Raw genomic sequence first — 18,959 nt, 5'->3', positions numbered from 1 at the left:
GCCTGTTCGTTTCCGGTCCGCGTTGCCGCCCGGTGAGGACGAGAACCTCTGATACGTGAACGCTCGCCGGGTGGAGCCGGCCCTACTTCAGCGCCCCCGCCGTCAGCCCCGCGACGACCTGCCGCTGGAAGACGATGTAGGCGCCCAGGACCGGCAGCATCGCCATGACCAGCCCCGCGAAGAGGCCCGACCAGTCCCCCTTGTACCCCTGGCTGGTGGCCAGTTCGACCAGCCCCTGGGAGAGCACCTTGCCGTCCGGGTCGGTGTTGAGCACCGTCGGCAGCATGTACTGGTTCCACTGCCCGAGGAAGTTGAAGATGCCGACACTGATCAGGCCGGGCTTCGCCATCGGCAGCATCACCTGGAAGAACGTCCGGGTGTGCGAGGCGCCGTCGAGCATGGCCGCTTCCGCGATCGAGCTCGGCAGGGTCCGGAAGAACGAGGTGAGGAAGAAGACGGTGAACGGCAGCGAGTACGCGATGTACACGAGGATCAGGCCGTGCACCGAGTTCAGCAGGCCCATGTTGTTCATCACGAAGAACAGCGGGACCAGCGCCAGGATGATCGGGAAGCTCATCCCGCCGATGAAGAGGAAGTAGATGAAGCGGTTCCCCGGGAAGTCGAACCGCGCCAGCACGTACGCCGCCATCGAGCCGAGCAGCAGTGTGCCGACGAGTGAACCGCCCACCACCAGGATGGTGTTGAGGAAGTAGTCACTCATGTGGGCCTGGCTCCAGGCCCGTGACCAGTTCTCGAAGTGCAGCCGGTCGGGCAGCGACCAGGGCGTCGAGAGGATCGAGTCGTCCGTCTTGAAGGACGACATCACCGCCCAGAGCAGCGGCATGACGACGAGCACCGCCCAGATCACCAGCACACCGTGCGAGAAGACGTTGAGGACCTTGCCCTCGCTGCTCTTGGCCGGCTCGTCCACCGGAGCCTTCGTCTTCGTCACCGGAGAGCGCGGTGCCGGGACGGCGGGCGGGGTCTCAGTGACCTTCATGCGTGCTCACCTCGTACAACTGTCGGGCCGGCCACCGGGACCGAACTGTTCTGCGTGGGGCCGGCCCTGCGGTCGCCGGACCTCGGGCGTGTTTCGGGAGTCCCGCCTGCCTGGCGGCATCAGAACTCCAGCCGTTCGCGCCGGCCCAGCCGCATCACGATGCCGGCGAAGAGCATGGTGACGATGAGCAGTCCGACGCCGATCGTGGTCGCGTAGCCGGCCTGGGCGTCCCTGAAGGCCGTCTGGTAGACGTACAGCGGCAGGACGGTGGTGGAGTAGTCGGGACCGCCCGGTCCCACCGTCATGACCTGTACGGCGGTGAAGGCCTCCACGCCGAGGGCCAGGATGCCCATGTAGACCCAGCCGGACTGCACGGTGTCCCAGAGCAGCGGCAGCGTGATCCTGAAGAACGTGGTGATGCGGTCGGCCCCGTCGAGCAGCGCGGCCTCGTAGAAGTCCTTGGGGATCGACGCCATACCCGCGGAGAAGAGGACGACGAAGAAACCGACCGTCGACCAGATCAGCACCACCATCACGCAGTAGAGCGCCAGGTCGGGGTCGCCCAGCCAGTCCGGCTGAAGGCTCTTGAGGCCGACGCCCTTCAATGTCGCGTTCAGCATTCCGGAGGTCGGATTGAAAGCGAACTGGAAGAGCAGGGCCACGATCACGATCGACAGGACCTGCGGGAAGAAATAGGCGATCTTGTAGAAGGCGGAACCCCGCACCCCGGCGACCGCGGCGTTCTTCCGCCGCCGGCCGCCGACATTGAGCATGAAGGCGAAGAAGAGCGCCAGGCCCAGCGTCACCAGCGGCAGCAGCACCGCGAGCAGCACACTGTGCTGCAACGACTTCCAGAAGATGTCGTCGTCGAGCATCCGGCTGTAGTTGTCGAAGCCGACCATCTCGAAGTCCGCGCTCAGTCCGGTCCAGTCCGTGAAGGAGTAGTAGATGGACTGGACGAAGGGCCAGATCACGAAGATGGCGTACAACGCCAGTGGGGCTGCCAGGAACCCCACGATGAACCGGTACTTGCCGTGCTGCATCGTCTACCGACCCCGATCTCTGAGCGGGTGCCGCCGCTGGTGACGGGGGCTCACTGGTGCTTGTAGTGCTTGATGGACTGGTCCTTGGCCGCCGCGTCGGCGAAGGCCTGGATCTTCTTGATGGTCTCCGCCGGGGTCGCACGCCCGGCCATCATCTCGCCGAGTCCGGCGATGCCGATCTGCTCCTTCTGCAGCTTCACGTACCAGTCCTGCATGCGCGGGTTCACCACGTTCTCGCCGGCCTTCGCCAGCACGTCGACGCCGGACTGCAGGGCGGTGGAGAGCGTCAGGCCGTCGGTACCGCCGTTGAAGGCGCTGAGGGACTTCACCGATTTGGTGAAGTTCTTGGAGGACTCCTCGCTGAGCATGATGCGCAGCTGCTCCATGCCGCCCTCGGTGTTCTTCGCGTTGGCCGGGACGATGAACGGCTCTCCGCCGGACGCCCAGAGGGTGCCGAACGGCATCTTGTCGGACGCGTCCAGGCTGGACGGCGCGCCGACCATCATCTTGAAGTCGTCCGGCGTGGTGGGCGCTGCCTCGTTCTCCACCCACGAGCCGTTCGGGATGAAGAGCGCCTTGCCCTTGGTCCACTCGGTCTGCGACTGGATGTGGGTCAGACCGGGCGTGCCCTTGAGGATGTAGCCCTTGGCGAAGAGCTCGTAGTACGCCTCGAAGGCGGCCTTGACGGCCGGGTCCTTCCAGGCGTTGGGCTCCAGGTTGTCGATCCTGTCGAGGACCTCACGGCCGCCGATCTTGGCGATGAAGGGGTACAGCGAGAACGGCAGGTAGTACGGGTACTTGCCCGGGTACGTCCAGCCGGCGATGCCCTGCTTCTTCGCCTTCGCGCACAGCGCGAGCATGTCGTCCCAGGTCTCCGGGTACGTCGCGTCGAGCTTCTCGAGGTTGGTCTGCGAGTACCAGACCCCGTAGACCGTGTACGCGTAGTACATGACCCAGACCGGGTCGCCGTCGAACTGACCCATCTCCAGGACGCCGGGGCGCAGCGTGTCGCGCACCTTCTTGGCGGGGTCGTCGTAGGACGGGGCGTCCATCAGCGGTGTGAGGTCGGCGAGCTGCTTCTTGCCGACCAGGACGCCCATGTCCATCTGCTCGGCGCCCGAGTTGTCGATCAGGTCCGGCGGGGTGCCACCGTTGAAGCGGGGCTGCAGGATCGACTGGATCTTCTCGGTCGCGGAGTGCTTGACCTTCGGTGCCTTGGGGAAGGCCTCGTTGTACTTCTTCTCGGCGTCGATGGCGTACTGCTCGCCGAAACCACCGTTGAAGATCACGACTTCGAGGGCGGCGGTCTCATTGACGCCGAGCGGGTTCTTCGCGCTCTTGGTGCCCTTTTCGGCCTTCTCGTCACTTCCGCCGTCGCTGCTCGCGCACGCCGACAGGAAGCTCATCGTCGGAACGGCGATCAGGCCGAGTGCGGCAGAACGCTTGATCACATCGCGACGGCCAAGGCCCTCATTCGTGCGGCCGGAGGTGGATCCCATGCTCAAGTCCTCGCCTTCTCCAGGACTCAGGCGGTGTACCGGTCACCCGTGATGAATTCGCCTCAGGCGAAGGGCCCCGCCACCGCGGTCAGTTGCGCTTGGGTCGTGCACATTGCCGGATTGCTCGATGCAGTGGAGGAGTTTCGGGAAAACGTACGGCGGGCCGTCTCGCGCGCCCACAGCAGATCCCCTCCCCCGCGCCCGCGTGCCGTTGTGAAGCGGCTGTGCGGACGCCGACAGGTATAGTCCACTCGTCACCAACTGGGCAAGATCGAAAGCAGGGTTGAGCGGCAGTCTTTCCCGAGTTGAGACCTCAGGGTCGCCTCGGCACCGCGCGCCTTCCCGAGGAATCACCGTTTTCCGCAATACGGTCGATTCACCTGCGCCGACCCCGCGCAACACCCTTGACACATGCCGTCACTTGGCTCCCTACTGGAACCCGCATCCCTCGCTGACAACGTTGTCCAAGCATGCCCCCGGGAGGAACGGCTCCGTATGCAGCCCCTACGTGGTCCTCAGCACGACTCACGCCACAGACACAGTCGCTCCGCCGCGGTCCTCGCGGCCTCTCTCGTCATGGCCCTGGCAGCCCCCACCGCCGCTCTCGCGCAACCGTCCGGCGCCCCGCAGAAGCCCTCCGGGAACACCTCGTTCAGCAGCTCGTTCGAGGCCGGTGAACGGCAGCCGGACTGGCGCAACACCGTCGAGGAAGGCGCCGACGGGAAGAAGCGGTCCTCGGGTGTCGACGGTGGGTTCTCCGCCGGGATACCGGGCGGTGTCACGGATCAGGTCACCGATCTGCGCGCCAGCGGTGAGAACACCGCCGGCGGCGAGGTCAAGGAGAACCTGACCGATGTGGAGCCCGGCAGCAAGTGGCTGACCTTCGCGCCCACCGGCTGGGTCGAGTTCGACCTCGCCGAGGCCACCGAGGTCGTGACGTACGCCCTCACCTCGGCCAACGACCACGACGAACGGGATCCCCGGGACTGGGTCCTGAAGGGCTCCACGGACGGCAGGACCTGGACCGACCTGGACACCCGTACGGGCCAGACGTTCTCCGAGCGCCTCCAGACCACGTCGTACGACATCACCACGGACACCGCGTACCGGCACTTCCGGCTGGAGATCACGAAGAACAACGGTGCCGCCGACGCGCTCCAGCTCGCCGACGTCCAGTTCTCGGACGGGGACACCTCCACCCCCACCCCCGACGACATGCGCTCCCAGCCCGACCGCGGCCCCTCGGGTTCCCCCACCGCCAAGCAGGGCGCGGGATTCTCCGGCAAGAAGGCCCTGCGGTACGCGGGTACGCACAAGCCGGACGGCCGCGCCTACTCGTACAACAAGGTCTTCGACGTCGACACGGCGGTCACCAAGGACACGCAGCTCTCCTACCTGGTGTATCCGCAGATGGGCGAGACGGACCTCGACTACCCCGCGACGCACGTGGCGGTGGACCTGGCCTTCACCGACGGCACCTACCTGAGCGGGCTGAACGCCACCGACAGCCACGGCGGTCCACTGACCCCGCAGGGGCAGGCCGACGCCAAGCGGCTGTACGTGAACCAGTGGAACAAGGTCGCCTCGCGCATCGGCACGGTCGCGGCCGGCAAGACCGTCGACCGGATCCTGGTGGCGTACGACTCCCCCAAGGGCCCGTCGAAGTTCCAGGGCTGGATCGACGACGTCACGATCGCCCCGAAGGCCCCGGAGAAGCGCAAGGCGCACCTCTCGGACTACGCGTCGACCGTGCGCGGCACCAACTCCAGCGGTGGCTTCTCGCGCGGCAACAACATTCCGGCGACGGCGGTCCCGCACGGCTTCAACTTCTGGACGCCGGTGACCAACGCCGGCTCCACGAGCTGGCTGTACGACTACGCGCGCGGCAACAACGACGACAACCTGCCGACGCTCCAGGCGTTCAGTGCCAGCCATGAGCCGAGCCCCTGGATGGGTGACCGCCAGACCTTCCAGGTGATGCCGTCGGCGGCCTCCGGCACGCCCGACGCCTCCCGCACGGCGCGCGCGCTGCCCTTCCGCCACGAGAACGAGACGGCGACCCCGCACTACTACGGGGTGACCTTCGAGAACGGCCTCAAGGCCGAGATGACGCCCACCGACCACGCGGCGCGGATGAAGTTCACCTTCCCCGGTGACGACGCGAGCCTGGTCTTCGACAACGTCGACAACAGGGGCGGACTCACCCTCGACCCGGAGTCCGGTACCTTCACCGGCTACTCGGACGTCAAGAGCGGCCTGTCCACCGGCGCCACCCGGCTCTTCGTGTACGGCTCCTTCGACGCGCCGGTCACCGACAGCGGCAAGCTGAAGGGCGGCGGCGGTGACGACGTGACCGGCTTCTTCCGCTTCGACGCGGGCAAGGACCGCACGGTCGGCCTGCGGCTGGCCACCTCGCTGATCAGCGTCGACCAGGCGAAGAAGAACCTCGCCATGGAGCTGCCGGCGAGGACCTCCTTCGACAAGGTGCGGAAGAACGCGCAGAAGGCCTGGGACAAGATCCTCGGCAAGGTCGAGGTCGAGGGTGCGAACGCCGACCAGCTGACCACGCTCTACTCCAGCCTGTACCGGCTCTACCTCTACCCGAACTCGGGCTTCGAGCAGGTCGACGGCGAGAGCACCTACGCGAGCCCCTTCTCGCCGCAGACCGGCGCCGACACCCCGACCCACACCGGCGCGAAGATCGTCAAGGGTGAGGTGTACGTCAACAACGGCTTCTGGGACACCTACCGGACGACCTGGCCGGCGTACTCCTTCTTCTCCCCGAAGAAGGCAGGGAAGCTGGTCGACGGCTTCGTCCAGCACTACAAGGACGGTGGCTGGACCTCCCGTTGGTCCTCCCCCGGCTACGCCGACCTGATGACCGGTACGAGCTCCGACGTGGCCTTCGCCGACGCGTACGTCAAGGGCGTCGACTTCGACGCCGAGGCGGCCTACGACGCGGCGGTCAAGAACGCCACGGTGGCACCGCCGTCGTCGGGCGTCGGCCGCAAGGGCATGGAGACCTCGGTCTTCACCGGATACGCCGACACCTCGACGCACGAGGGGCTTTCCTGGTCCCTGGAGGGCTACCTCAACGACTACGGCATCGCGGAGATGGGCAAGGCCCTCTACGCGAAGACGAAGAAGCCGCGCTACAAGGAGGAGTCCGCGTACTTCCTCAACCGCGCGCGGAACTACGTCAAGCTCTTCGACGGGAAGGCCGGATTCTTCCAGGGCAAGAAGGCGAACGGCGACTGGCGTCTGCCCTCCGAACAGTACGATCCCCGTGTCTGGGGCTACGACTACACGGAGACCAACGGCTGGGGATACGCCTTCACCGCGCCGCAGGACAGCCGCGGCCTGGCCAACCTCTACGGCGGCCGTGACGGTCTGGCGGAGAAGCTGGACACGTACTTCTCGACCCCCGAGACCGCCGGACCCGAGTTCGTCGGTTCGTACGGCGGCGTCATCCACGAGATGACCGAGGCGCGTGACGTGCGGATGGGGCAGTACGGCCACAGCAACCAGGTCGCGCACCACGCCACGTACATGTACAACGCGGCGTCGCAGCCCTGGAAGACGCAGGAGAAGGTCCGCGAGGTCCTCGGACGGCTGTACACCGGCAGCGAGATCGGGCAGGGCTACCACGGCGACGAGGACAACGGCGAGCAGTCGGCCTGGTTCCTCTTCTCCTCGCTCGGCTTCTACCCGCTGGTCATGGGCAGCGGTGAGTACGCGATCGGCTCCCCGCTCTTCACGAAGACGACCGTGCACCTGGAGAACGGCCGAGAGCTGGTCGTGAAGGCTCCGAAGAACAGCGCGACGAACATCTACGTCCAGGGGCTGAAGGTCAACGGCAAGAAGTGGACGTCCACTTCGCTGCCGCACGACCTGCTGGCCAAGGGCGGCGTGCTGGAGTTCGACATGGGTTCGAAGCCCTCGGCGTGGGGCACGGGCAAGAACGCGGCCCCGGTCTCCATCACCCAGGACGACGAGGTGCCCGCCCCGAAGGGTGACGTGCTCAAGGGCGACGGCGCGCTGTACGACAACACCTCGGCCACCTCAGCCGCGGTCGAGTCGGTGGACCTGCCGGCCGCCGAGGGCACGAAGGCGGTCCAGTACACGCTGACCTCGGCCACGGCGGCGAAGGCCCCCACCGGCTGGGTGCTCCAGGGGTCGGCGGACGGGACGACCTGGAAGGACCTCGACAAGCGGTCCGGCCAGACCTTCGCCTGGGACAAGCAGACCCGGGCGTTCTCGGTGCAGGCACCGGGCGCGTACGCGAAGTACCGGCTGGTGAGCACGGCGGCGGCGACGCTGGCGGAGATCGAGCTGATCTCCTGACCGCCTGAGGGGAGTCACGGAGCCGGGGGCCGGCCGTCCGCAGGAGCGGATGGCCGGCCCTCGGTCGTGTGGTGCTCCGCACGGCCGCTCGGATACGGGCACGGACCACCGGACGCGCGGACGACGGGACGACGGGACGATCGCCATCGCGTCGCGCCTGCGTGTTCACGTCGGTGGCGGGCGCGGTCGTGACGGTCACCCTGCGGCCGTGTGCCGACGCCCGCCGACCGCGTTCCGTCTCACCCGCTATGGGCTAGTCAGGGCATTTTTGCGCGTTTTCCCGGTGTCCCGGCCCATTCTTCCGAAGATCCATGTCATGTCTTAGGCGATCAGGTGATCAGTACGACAATCATCTCGGCTTGAAGGAGCCCAGCATGCGTATTTCCGCTTCCGTCCGCTCCCGCAGCGCCCGTACGGGCGTCACGATGGCCGCTGCGGTCGCCGTGGCCGGCGCCACGCTGGCCGGCGCCCCCGCCGCCTACGCCCTGCCCGGGGACAGCGGCGACATCGACGTCACGTCGGTCGGCTGGCACTCCCGTGGTGACCGCGAGGGCGTCGAGGTCTGCAAGTTCGTGCTCAAGGCGAGCAACTTCGAGTCCTTCCCCGCCGTCCCCTGGACGATCACCGAGCAGCCGCCGACCGTCCCCCCGGGCGACACGCTGCTGGGCACCCTCCCGCTCGTGAACGGCCAGGCCCGCAGCGAGCAGTACCTGCTCCCGGAGGGCACGTACCAGCTGGTGTGGGTCGTCCCGGCGGGCCCGAAGCAGAAGAGCTTCGAGGTCGACTGCTCGCCGAAGCCCGGTCAGGGCGGCAGCCGTGAGCAGGGCGACGACCGCGGTTCGGAGTCGGACGCCGAGAAGGGCGCGGAGAAGGACACCGAGAAGTCGTACGACAAGCCGTCCGGCGCGGTGCCCGCGGGTGGCGGCGGTGTCCCGGACATGGAGAGCGTGAGCACCGAGGGCGAGTCGAACGTCGGGGCCTCGGCCGCGCTCGTCGCCGGTGCCGCCGGAATCGCGGGGCTGATCATGGTCCGTCGATCCGCACGCCGTCGTGCCCGCAACGAGGCATGACACGCGCGGCCGACGGCGACGACGGGGACCGAGCCGTGCATGCCGGCTGACGATGACCCTGTGCGTGACCTTCTCACTGGTGACCGGCGTCGTGTGGGCGAGCTCGGACTCGCCCGAGGACGCCACGTCGGTCACCGCCGCCCGCGGCAGCGACGCCGCGGGCGGCGGGGCCCCGCCGTTCCGGAGGGCACCGCACACGCCGCCGGCGAAGGTGCCGGCCTCGCACGCGCCACTGGTGCACTCGCGGCCGGTGAAGGTCGCCGTCCCCGCGATCTTCATCGAGGCATCCGTCACCGGCCTCACCCTGGACAAGAAGGGCCGGCTCGGCGCCCCGCCGCTGAGCAAGCCCCGGCTGGTCGGCTGGTACAGCAAGGGACCGTCCCCCGGAGAGGCGGGAACCTCGCTGCTCGTCGGCCACCGGGACACCGCGACGGGACCGGCGATCTTCCTCAACCTCAACGCCCTGCGCCGGGGTGACACCGTGAAGGTCACCAGGGCGGACCGGCGGACCGCGGTCTTCACCGTCGACGAGGTGAAGACCTACACGAAGGACAAGTTCCCCGACGACAAGGTCTACGGCGCCACCGGCCGTCCCGAGCTCAGGCTCATGACCTGCGGTGGGCGGTTCGACAAGAAGGACGGCTACTCAGCCAACGTGGTCGTCTTCGCCCACCTGACGTCACTCAAGAAGAAGGCCGCCTGAAGCCGGGGCGCGCCGCACGGAACCGGCCGGTGCCTCGGGGGCGAGGCGCCGGCCGTCCCTGTGCTCCACGGGCACGGCTACGCCCCGCACACACTCTGGTCGGCCCGGGACTGCTTGACGTCCACCTTCTTCGGCGGGGCGACGGGTGTGCCGGCCTCCTTGAAGTCCGCCCCGAGCACGAGCGTCATCGCCTCCGTCCCGGTGGCGTCCGTGGCGCCGGGCTTCATCGCCGAGGCGGGCAGGCCCATCATGTCCGCGAGCGCACGGGCCTGGTCCGCCTGGTTCGGCGCGTACTCCAGCGTCGTCGCGGCCACGTCCTTCGGGGCGTTGCCGACGTTGCTGGACTTGAGCACGCCCTTCGAGTTCTGCAGCCAGCCCAGGACCGCACCCGCCGACCCCCTCGGCGCACCACCGTTGGCGAGGTCGACACGTACGTCCGACGCCTCCGCACGCGGACCGTCGAGCAGGGCGGCCTGCTTGTCCTTGGCCGCCTTCTCGTCCTTCTTCACCTCGGTGAAGGACACGTCGTTCTGGAGCATGCCGAAGACCTTCGGCGCCTCGACCGGGTGCGGGACGACGGTGACGGGCGTGGGCTCGTCCGGGTTGTCGATGACCGGCATCGTCATCAGGGTGATGTTCTTCAGGTCGATCTTGCCGAGCTCCCTGGCGAGGGTGACGAGCTTGCCCGCGCTGCCTATTCCCTTGTCCACGGTGAGGGCGTTGGTGGCCGCCTCGGCGACGTCGAGCATCTTCGTGGGACTGCTCAGCGTGTCTTCCTTCAGCTGCCGCATCATCGACGCGACGAACTTCTGCTGCATCTCGATCCGGTCCAGGTCGCTCTCGTTCTTGAGACCGTGCCGGTTGCGGAGGAACGAGAGCGCGTCCTCGCCCCCGATCCGGCTCTTCCCCTTCGGCAGGTCGAGCTTGGACCCGCCGCTCTCGTCCTTGATGGGCTCCTTCAGACACACCTCGACGCCGCCGACCGCGGTGGACAGCGTCTTGACGGCGTTGAAGTCGAACATCATGAAGTGGTCGGCCTCGAGGCCGGTGATGCCCTCGACGGTGCGCATGGTGCAGCCCGGATCGCGGCCGTTCACCCCGAAGGACTCGTTGAACTTGGTGGGGGACGTCGAACCGCCGATGACCTTGACCGAACCGTCGGGCTGTCTGGTCTCACAGTCCGGGATCGTGGTCATGAGGTCCCTGGGGATGCTCACCACGGTGGCGTTGGAGCGGTCGCCCGCTATGTGGAAGAGGAGGGTGGTGTCGGCGTGGCCGGTGACGTTGTCCCGGTTGCCGTACCCCTCGTTGCCCTTGCCGACGCGCACGTCGTTGCCGATGATCAGGATGTTGGCGGGGCCGTCCGGCAGGACACTGTCGCTCCCCACGTCACCGATGTCGACGGTGGTGATGTTGCCGTCGAGGCGGTCGTACCAGTAGTAGGCGTACGCCGACGTCCCGACGAGGAGGAACGCGAGGCCGCCCCCCGTCCAGATCAGCACCTTCCTCCTGCCGCGCTGCTTGCGCTTGCGGCGGCCGGCCGCGCTGCCGGGAGCGGATGCCTCGCGCCGGTCGCGCTGCCGAGGCACGCGGGCGGGGGCGGTCGCGGGAGCGGTCGCATCCTGGTGGGCGTCGGCCACCGGCGGTCCGTCCAGGCGCAGTTCGTACGCACCGGTCTCGGGGTTGACCACCCACTGGTCGGCCGGGTCGACGTCGTCCGCCCCTCCATAGGTCTGTGCGTCCATGGTCCCCAGTCCCCTGTCCGATGTCACACAAGTCGCCCAATTGTTCGACGCGTCATCCTAACGGGGGGTGCACACTCCTCCACGACCTTCACGACAAGTTTCGGGTCCGGGCGGCACGCGCCCGCGTGTGGTCACCCTGGCAACTCCCGCACCAACGGGTGGTGGGAGCAGCGGAATCCGCCCGCGAAGGGGGTGACCGCGTCGTAGGGCAGGGTGTGGACCGTGACGTCGCGGGCGGTGAGCGCTCCGGCCAGGTCCGTGAGGCGTTCGTCGACGAGCACCTCGCCCGGGGCGAGGACCAGGCTGTTGCCCGCCAGGAGGTTGACGGCGTCATGGAGGCTGACGTCGATCAGCTCCCAGTCGGCGACCGGTGCGGGCAGCCCTTCGGTGAACTGCTCCCGGCAGACCACTGCGAGTCCTTCGCGGACGGTGGTGAGGCCGTCGTCGAGGTGGATCACCCGTGGGGACAGGGGCACTTGATGGACGCGGTGGTCGTCCCCGAGCAGCCGGGCCAGCCACCGGGCACCCGCCGCGTCGGACGCGGCCGTGCCGGTGCCGACGAGGATGTCACGGCCCATGGGGAGCACGTCGCCGCCCTCCAGGAAAGGCCCCTCGGCCGTGGCGAGGTCCGCCACCGGTACGGGCGCCGGAGGTGGCATGACCGAGCAGCGCGCACCGCGTGCCTCCGCTTCCTCGATGACGGGGCGCAGGCCGAAGCGCTCCTTGAAACGGGCGGGCAGCCGCAGCGCCGCCTCGATGACCCGGTCCCCGATGACGATCATCGGGTCGCGCACGAAGGTCTGCATGCTGAACCCGCCGCCGTACACGTCCAGTTCACCGTCACGGAGGGCGCGGGGACGGTGCACGGTCACTCCTCGCGCGGTGAGGAATCGGGCCAGTCCCTCGACCTGCTCGACGCAGCGCCCGTATCCCTCCGGGTCGGCCTGCGACCACGAACGCCCCGCCCAGCGGGGCATGTTCCGCCTCGTACGCTCGGGGAGGAAGCCGAGGGAGGCGGGGACACCTGTGGCGAGCTCGGGCGGGAAGGTGAAATCGATGACCCGGCCCACGACCGTCTCCTTGAGCACGCCCCAGTCGTGGGTGACACGTGGGGCGGTCACGAGACAGGCTCCTTGCCCTCGGCCGGCCGTGTTGCCGACGAGGTCCCCTCTTCGGCGAGGCGGCGCCAGAAGTCGAGCCGGTGTTCCCCGGCGTAGTCGACGGGCCCGATCCGGTCCGGTGCCAGGGACTGGGTGTGCGGTACGGCGTCCGCCGGTTCGAACCGGGTCCAGCGCGGAAGCCCCGGCCGGTTCGGTGTGCCGGTGCGGGCGAAGTGCGCCCAGTAGTTGGTCATGGTCCCGGAGAGACGCACCTGCGCCTCGGTGAAGTGCTTCTGCGCGTCCGGGTCCTCGAAGACGTACGGGGTGTCGCCCGCGTGGTACGCGCCGAAGTTGAAGGTACCGGGGAGGGGGAGGTACATCGGGGCGTCGCGGTCGGCGAACTCGTAGGCGTACGTGGGTGCGTGGCGTCCGAACGCGGTCGCCTGGGCATACGTGCCGCGCGCCCACATCCGGTCGGTCACCACGGCGGCCCAGGCCAGGGCGGGCGACGGGAAGGCCCTCACCGGGTAGCGCGCGGCCACCGTGTCCGCGTCGCGGCCGAAGGCGGTGCCGAGTGCGCGTGCGTACTGGGCGGCGGTGAACGGGGAGCCGATCGCGTCGTGGGCCATGCCGACGAACAGGCGGTGCTCGTCCAGCGTGGCCCCCGACATCAACGGGATGCGGGGGAAGCGGCCTTGCTCCAGCGCCTCCTCCGGCAGGTCGGGGAGCACCTCGTTGCCGTAGGCGAACGCCTGGAAGGCGTTCATGATGCCCGGGACCTCCAGCACCTTCTTCACCGGCAGGGCGCGCAGGCATCGCAGAGCCCGCAGCGGGTCGGGGCCGGCACAGCCCAGGGACGAGGTCAGCGCGACACCGGTGTCCCGCGACTCCCGCCCCGTACGCCAGGTGTAGTGCGGGTAGGCCGGCACGCCCTCCCCCATGGCCCCGGCCGGCATGTCCATCATTCCCTCGCCGCTGGACAGGACGGCCCGGTGGAACAGCCCGCGGGCTCCCGGTGACGTGAGGTGGCCGCTGATCGCCGCGGCGCCGAAGGAGGAACCGGCCACGGTGACGTTGCCGGGGTCACCGCCGAACGCGGCGGCGTTACGCCGGACCCAGCGCAGCGCCGCCTGCTGGTCCTGCAGGGCGAACGTCCCCGAACCGTCGAGCCCCGGGTAGGCGAAGCCGCCGAAGACTCCGAGCCGGTAGTTGACGGTGACCACGACCAGGCCGCGGTCGGCGAGGCGCCGGGCGTCGAAGAACGCGCCTCCGCCCACGGCACCGTCGCCGTGGATCCAGACCAGGACGGGCGCCGGTCGCCGCGCGGCCTTCGGGGCACCCGTGGTGACGTTGAGGACCAGGCAGTCCTCCTCCAGGCTCGACGCGTCCGCGTAGGCCGAGGCGACCTGAGGGCACAGCGGCCCCGGCTTCGTCGCGTCCCGTACGCCGCTCCAGGGGCGCACAGGACGCGGGGCGGCCCAGCGATGGGCGCCCGTGGGCGGTCCCGCGTAGGGGATGCCCTGGTAGACGGTGTGGGTGGCCGTGCGCAGACCCCGCACGAGGCCCGAGTCGGTGCGCGCCGTGGCGGTGGTGCCACCACTCCCGGCACCGGCGGGACGCAGGGGCTCGGTGGCCGTCACGCCCGCCAGGAGGAGGGCCGCACCCGTGAGGACGGCGAGGACCGCCGTGCGTTTCGCTGCCATGGCCAGGTGTCTCCTGTCGGATACCTCAGGGGGGAATACCGGACATATTCACAGCGGAACCACGAGAAGTGTGGGCACCTCGCCAACAGCAGGCGGTGGAAGGCGGATCCGACCGGGTGAAACTTCGTGGGCCCCCCTGGCGCGGGGCCGGGGCGCGGAAGGGATGTCCCATGCGCGGCGAAGAGGGACACGGCATGGACCGGACGGCGTTCCAGCACGAGATCTTCCGTGACGGTCTGGCCGGAGCGCCGCCCCGGCTGCCGACGGATCTCAACCGCCTGGAGGCGATGACCGCGGGGCGGCTGGGTTCCGGGCCGGTGGGGACGGTGGTGGGAGCCGCGGGCGACGGCCGTACGGCGCGCGCCAACCGGGAGGCGTTCGACGCCTGGCGCATCGTGCCGAGGATGCTGCGTGACGTACGGGTGCGGGACCTGTCCGTCGAGGTGCTCGGCCGACGGCTTCCCGCGCCGGTCGCGCTGGCTCCCGTCGGCGCCCTGGCCGTGGCACACCCGGAGGCGGAGAAGGGCGCGGCCCGCGCCGCCACAGCACAAGGGGTGCCGTTCGTCATGTCCTCCTCGTCGAGTACGCCGATGGAGGAGGTCGCCGAGGTGATGGGCGACGGCGAACGGTGGTTCCAGCTGTACTGGGCCAAGGACCGGGAGATCACGAAGAGTTTCCTGGCGCGTGCGGCGGCGTGCGGCTGCACGGCGCTCCTGGTCACCCTGGACACCTGGCTCCTCGGCTGGCGGCCGGCCGACCTGGACCAGGCCTACATGCCCTTCCTGCACGGGGTGGGCACGGCGAACTACTTCACCGACCCGGCGTTCCTGGCGGGCCTCACCTCACCCGTCGAGGAGGATCCGGCAGCCGCCGTGGCGCACTTCTTCCGCATGTCGGGGGACCCCGGCAAGACCTGGGAGGACCTGGCGTTCCTCCGCGAACACTGGGAGGGACCGATCGTGCTGAAGGGCATCCAGCACCCCGACGACGCGCGGCGGGCCGTGGACACGGGCATGGACGGCGTCGTCGTGTCCAACCACGGAGGACGTCAGGTCAACGGCGCCGTGGGTTCGCTCGACGTGCTGCCGGCCGTCGTCGAGGCGTGCGGGGGACACCTCGACGTGCTGTTCGACAGCGGGATCCGCACCGGGGACGACGTGCTGAAGGCCCTGGCGCTGGGTGCGCGGGCGATGCTGCTCGGCCGTCCCTATGTCTACGGTCTCGCGCTGGACGGCGGGCCGGGCGTGGAGCATGTCATCCGGACACTCCTCGCCGAGTTCGAACTGACCCTCGCCCTGTCCGGCTTCACCCGGCCCGGTGAGCTGGGCCCCCACGCCGTCGTACGAGCCCCGGGGGCCGGGCCCGCACTGTGGTCGTGAGGACCGACGTGGCGTGCGGGGCCGGTCAGCAGCCCGCCGCTTCGAACATGCTCCTCGGAATGGCGATGTTCATGGCCTTGACGACCGGCTTGCCGTGTTCCCGGCCGAGGCGCGAGACCGCGCCCGTGGCCAGCTGGAAGAGCTCGCCGCCGGTGACGGGCAGGCCCAGATAGCGGGCCGTGAGGACGCGCAGGAAGTGGGAGTGGGCGACCAGCGCGATGTCGTCGTGGCCCATCCGGGAGGCCGCCGCGGCGACCTCGGCCAGGACGCGGTCGGCGCGGTCCGCGACCTCGGACGGGGATTCGCCGGGGTGGTCGTCGCCGGGGGCGACGCCGTCCCGCCAGAGGTCCCAGTCGGGGCGGGTGCGGCGGATCTCCACCGTGGTGATGCCCTCGTACGCGCCGTAGTCCCATTCGTGCAGGTCCGGGGTCACACGCGGCGCGCGCAGACCGGCCAGCTCCGCGGTGCGACGGGCGCGCAGGAGGGGGCTGACGAGGGTGAGGCCGACGGTGCGCTCCGCGAGGACGGGTACGAGCGCGCGGGCCTGACGTTCGCCGAGGTCGGTCAGCGGCAGGTCCGTGTGGCTCGTGTGCTGCCCGGAGCGGGACCATTCCGTCTCGCCGTGCCGGATCAGAAGCAGCTCACCCATGGACTCCACCTTGCGCCGGGGAGCCGGCCCCGGGGCGGGGCCGGCTCGGAAGGGTCGTACGCGGTCAGCCTACGACCGTGACCGTGTACGGCTGGTCCATGTCCGTCGTGACGCGGACCTCGCCGCCCTCGTGGCTCACCTCGTACGTCGCGGCCACCGCGCCCGTGCGGTCCGGGACCGTCACCGTGCGGGTGAAGTCGCCGGTGCCCTCGGGGGCGTAGACGCGGAGTTCGAGGTGGTCGAGCCACTCGCCGTCCGGGCGGGACTCGTCCGCGCCGAGCGGCAGGACCGATCCCTGGCGGACCAGCAGGGGCAGGCTGTCGAAGCCGTGGGTCTCGCGGCGCCAGGCGGGGCCGGTGACCGTCGCGCCGGTGAGGAAGTGGGTCCAGGTGCCCTCGGGAACGTAGTACTCCACCTCCCCGTCCTCGGTGAAGACCGGGGCGACCAGGACGTCCCCGCCCAGCAGGTACTCGCGGTCCGCCGTGCGGGCCGTCGGGTCGTCCGGGAACTCCAGCAGCAGGGGCCGCATCGTCGGGACGCCCGTGCGGTGGGCCTCGACGGCCGCGCCGTACAGGTACGGCATCAGGCGGTGCTTGAGGCGGGTGAACTGCCGCGCCACGTCCACCGCCTCGTCACCGAACTCCCACGGCACGCGGTACGACGAGGAGCCGTGCAGCCGGCTGTGCGAGGAGAGGAGGCCGAAGGCGAGCCAGCGCTTGAAGACCGCCGGGTCGGGGGTGCCCTCGAAGCCGCCGATGTCGTGGCTCCAGAAGCCGAAGCCGGACAGGGACAGCGAGAGGCCGCCCCGCAGGGACTCGGCCATGGCCTCGAAGGAGGACCAGCAGTCACCGCCCCAGTGGACCGGGAACTGCTGGCCGCCCGCGGTGGCGGAGCGGGCGAAGAGCACGGCCTCACCCGCGCCCCGCTGCTCCTCCAGGAGCTCGAAGACGGCCTTGTTGAAGAGGTGCGTGTAGTAGTTGTGCATGCGCTCGGTGTCGGAGCCGTCGTGCCAGACGACGTCCGTCGGGATGCGCTCGCCGAAGTCGGTCTTGAAGCCGTCGACGCCCTGGTCCAGGAGGACCTTCAGCTTGGCCTGGTACCAGGCGGTGGCGTCGGGGTTGGTGAAGTCGACCAGCGCCATCCCGGCCTGCCACTTGTCCCACTGCCAGATGTCGCCGTCGGCGGTCTCGACGAAGTAGCCCTTGGCCGCGCCCTCTTCGTACAGGGCGCTCTTCTGCCCGATGTACGGGTTGATCCAGACGCAGATCTTCAGGCCCTTGTCCTTGAGCCGGGCGATCATGCCCTCCGGGTCGGGGAAGACAGCCGGGTCCCACTCGAAGTCGCACCACTGGTACTCGCGCATCCAGAAGCAGTCGAAGTGGAAGACGCTCAGCGGGATGCCGCGCTCGGCCATGCCGTCGACGAAGGAGGTGACGGTGGCCTCGTCGTAGGAGGTGGTGAAGGAGGTGGTCAGCCAGAGGCCGAACGACCACGCGGGCGGGAGCGCCGGGAGGCCGGTGAGCGAGGCGTACCGGGACAGGACGTCCTTCGGGGTGGGGCCCGCGACGACGAAGTACTCCATCGTCTGGTCCTCGACGCTGAACTGCACCTGGCCGACGGCCTCGGAGCCGATCTCGAAGGAGACCTTGCCGGGGTGGTTGACGAAGACGCCGTAGCCGCGCGAGGAGAGGTAGAACGGGATGTTCTTGTAGGCCTGCTCGCTGCTGGTGCCCCCGTCCGCCTGCCACATGTCGACGACCTGGCCGTTCTTGACGTACGGCGTGAAGCGCTCGCCGAGGCCATGGACGGTCTCGCCTACGCCGAGGGCGAGTTGGGCGAACATGTGGTGGCTGCCGTCGTCGTCGACGGTCGCGAACGCGCTGCCCTTGCGGCCGGCGGAGGTCAGGACGCGGCCGTCCCCGTCGAGGAACTCCAGGCCGAAGGCGCCCTCGGTGGGGAGCCGCAGGGTGAGGGGGCCGCTGGTCAGCTCGGCGGTCGCGCCCTGGGTGCGGGTCGTGGCGGCGGACTGCCGCGCGGCGCCCGGGAGTGCGAAGTCGGGGCCCTTGCGGCGTTTGCCGGCGTGATGGGTGAGGCGCACCGCGATGACGCCCTCGGCAGGCGAGTGGGCCTCCACCGTGATCAGCGGGGCGTTCAGCGTGTCGCCGCGGCGCGTGACGCGCTTGACTGCGGCGTAGGCGGCGAGGCGGTCGTCGTCGAGGCGGACGTCGCGGACTTCCGTGGCGTACGAGGCGTGCACACCACTGCGCATCTGCCAGAAGCCGTCGGTGAACTTCATGGGGGTGGTCCTTAGCCGATCAGGGGGTGCTGGGCGGGACGTCAGGGCGCCTGCGGCAAGCGCGGCTGCGGGTCCTCTCGGTTTTGATCGTACACAAAACAAATATGACCGACAGGGTTGGTGCGCGACGGGAATTCCCGGAATGCCCGAGTAGCCGAATCGTACGGCGTGGCCCCGGATCTGCCATGTTGGCGCCACGTGACCGATACGTCACGGAAATGGTCTAGAAACCTTGGACGGGATGGCGTATTAGTACTGCAAGCAAACAAATTGACCGGTCGGCGAACGCCGTCCGGGCCTGACGTCGACAAGAGGCTGTGCAATGTCGGACCTCTTCACCCCCACCCCCGCGGACAGGTTCACCTTCGGTCTCTGGACCGTGGGCTGGCGTGGCAACGACCCGTTCGGTGACGCGACGCGTCCCGCCC

The 18,959-nt window shown here is 69.2% G+C and carries 12 protein-coding genes; 4 read left to right on the top strand and 8 right to left on the bottom strand.

Annotated elements, in window-relative coordinates:
• Positions 1 to 82: 82 nt before the first annotated feature.
• The 3 genes from ABT001_RS32510 to ngcE all read right to left on the bottom strand — a co-directional run bounded on the left by ABT001_RS32510 (position 83) and on the right by ngcE (position 3,542).
• Positions 83 to 1,000 carry a carbohydrate ABC transporter permease gene (locus ABT001_RS32510; RefSeq protein WP_351284948.1) on the bottom strand — a complete coding sequence of 306 codons (918 nt, stop codon included), beginning with the start codon at positions 998 to 1,000 and terminating at the stop codon, positions 83 to 85.
• A gap of 119 nt (positions 1,001 to 1,119) precedes the next feature.
• Positions 1,120 to 2,043: a carbohydrate ABC transporter permease gene (locus tag ABT001_RS32505; RefSeq protein ID WP_351284946.1), complete on the bottom strand. Its 924-nt coding sequence runs from the start codon at positions 2,041 to 2,043 to the stop codon at positions 1,120 to 1,122.
• Positions 2,044 to 2,093: 50 nt separating this feature from the next.
• On the bottom strand, positions 2,094 to 3,542 hold the full coding sequence (gene ngcE / locus ABT001_RS32500; protein ID WP_351284945.1) for an N-acetylglucosamine/diacetylchitobiose ABC transporter substrate-binding protein: 1,449 nt from the start codon (positions 3,540 to 3,542) through the stop codon (positions 2,094 to 2,096).
• Positions 3,543 to 4,037: 495 nt separating this feature from the next.
• On the opposite strand from ngcE, the gene ABT001_RS32495 reads away from it, so the two are divergent.
• The 3 genes from ABT001_RS32495 to ABT001_RS32485 all read left to right on the top strand — a co-directional run bounded on the left by ABT001_RS32495 (position 4,038) and on the right by ABT001_RS32485 (position 9,659).
• Complete coding sequence (locus ABT001_RS32495) at positions 4,038 to 7,886, top strand: GH92 family glycosyl hydrolase (protein WP_351284943.1); 3,849 nt, start codon at positions 4,038 to 4,040, stop codon at positions 7,884 to 7,886.
• 374 nt (positions 7,887 to 8,260) lie between these two features.
• Positions 8,261 to 8,956, top strand: a complete 696-nt coding sequence (locus ABT001_RS32490; protein ID WP_351284941.1) for a hypothetical protein — start codon at positions 8,261 to 8,263, stop codon at positions 8,954 to 8,956.
• A gap of 52 nt (positions 8,957 to 9,008) precedes the next feature.
• Positions 9,009 to 9,659 (top strand): class F sortase, encoded by a 651-nt coding sequence (locus ABT001_RS32485; protein WP_351284939.1) that lies wholly within the window; start codon positions 9,009 to 9,011, stop codon positions 9,657 to 9,659.
• A 77-nt stretch (positions 9,660 to 9,736) separates the two neighbouring features.
• Here the strand turns inward: ABT001_RS32485 and ABT001_RS32480 are convergent, their stop codons facing one another.
• From ABT001_RS32480 to ABT001_RS32470, 3 genes are all read right to left on the bottom strand, one after another.
• Positions 9,737 to 11,404 carry an LCP family protein gene (locus ABT001_RS32480; RefSeq protein WP_351284937.1) on the bottom strand — a complete coding sequence of 556 codons (1,668 nt, stop codon included), beginning with the start codon at positions 11,402 to 11,404 and terminating at the stop codon, positions 9,737 to 9,739.
• A gap of 131 nt (positions 11,405 to 11,535) precedes the next feature.
• Entirely contained in the window at positions 11,536 to 12,525 is a 990-nt protein-coding gene (locus ABT001_RS32475) for an amidinotransferase (RefSeq protein WP_351284935.1), read from the bottom strand.
• Positions 12,522 to 14,207 (bottom strand): carboxylesterase/lipase family protein, encoded by a 1,686-nt coding sequence (locus ABT001_RS32470; protein WP_351284934.1) that lies wholly within the window; start codon positions 14,205 to 14,207, stop codon positions 12,522 to 12,524. The genes ABT001_RS32475 and ABT001_RS32470 overlap by 4 nt, the downstream gene beginning before the upstream one ends.
• A 170-nt stretch (positions 14,208 to 14,377) precedes the next feature.
• On the opposite strand from ABT001_RS32470, the gene ABT001_RS32465 reads away from it, so the two are divergent.
• Positions 14,378 to 15,586 (top strand): lactate 2-monooxygenase, encoded by a 1,209-nt coding sequence (locus tag ABT001_RS32465; RefSeq protein WP_351284933.1) that lies wholly within the window; start codon positions 14,378 to 14,380, stop codon positions 15,584 to 15,586.
• Positions 15,587 to 15,611: 25 nt separating this feature from the next.
• On the opposite strand, the gene ABT001_RS32460 is transcribed toward ABT001_RS32465, so the two are convergent.
• Positions 15,612 to 16,235, bottom strand: a complete 624-nt coding sequence (locus tag ABT001_RS32460; protein ID WP_351284932.1) for a histidine phosphatase family protein — start codon at positions 16,233 to 16,235, stop codon at positions 15,612 to 15,614.
• Between the two features lie 64 nt (positions 16,236 to 16,299).
• The gene (gene yicI / locus ABT001_RS32455; protein WP_351284930.1) at positions 16,300 to 18,531 is read right to left on the bottom strand and encodes an alpha-xylosidase; all 2,232 of its coding nucleotides are present in this window, start codon (positions 18,529 to 18,531) and stop codon (positions 16,300 to 16,302) included.
• Positions 18,532 to 18,959 lie beyond the last annotated feature (428 nt).

The organism is Streptomyces sp. NPDC002793 (genome assembly GCF_040295485.1).
GTDB lineage: Bacteria > Actinomycetota > Actinomycetes > Streptomycetales > Streptomycetaceae > Streptomyces.
Note: the sequence above shows the minus strand (reverse complement) of the source record. Positions and strands in the feature narration are given on the sequence as shown.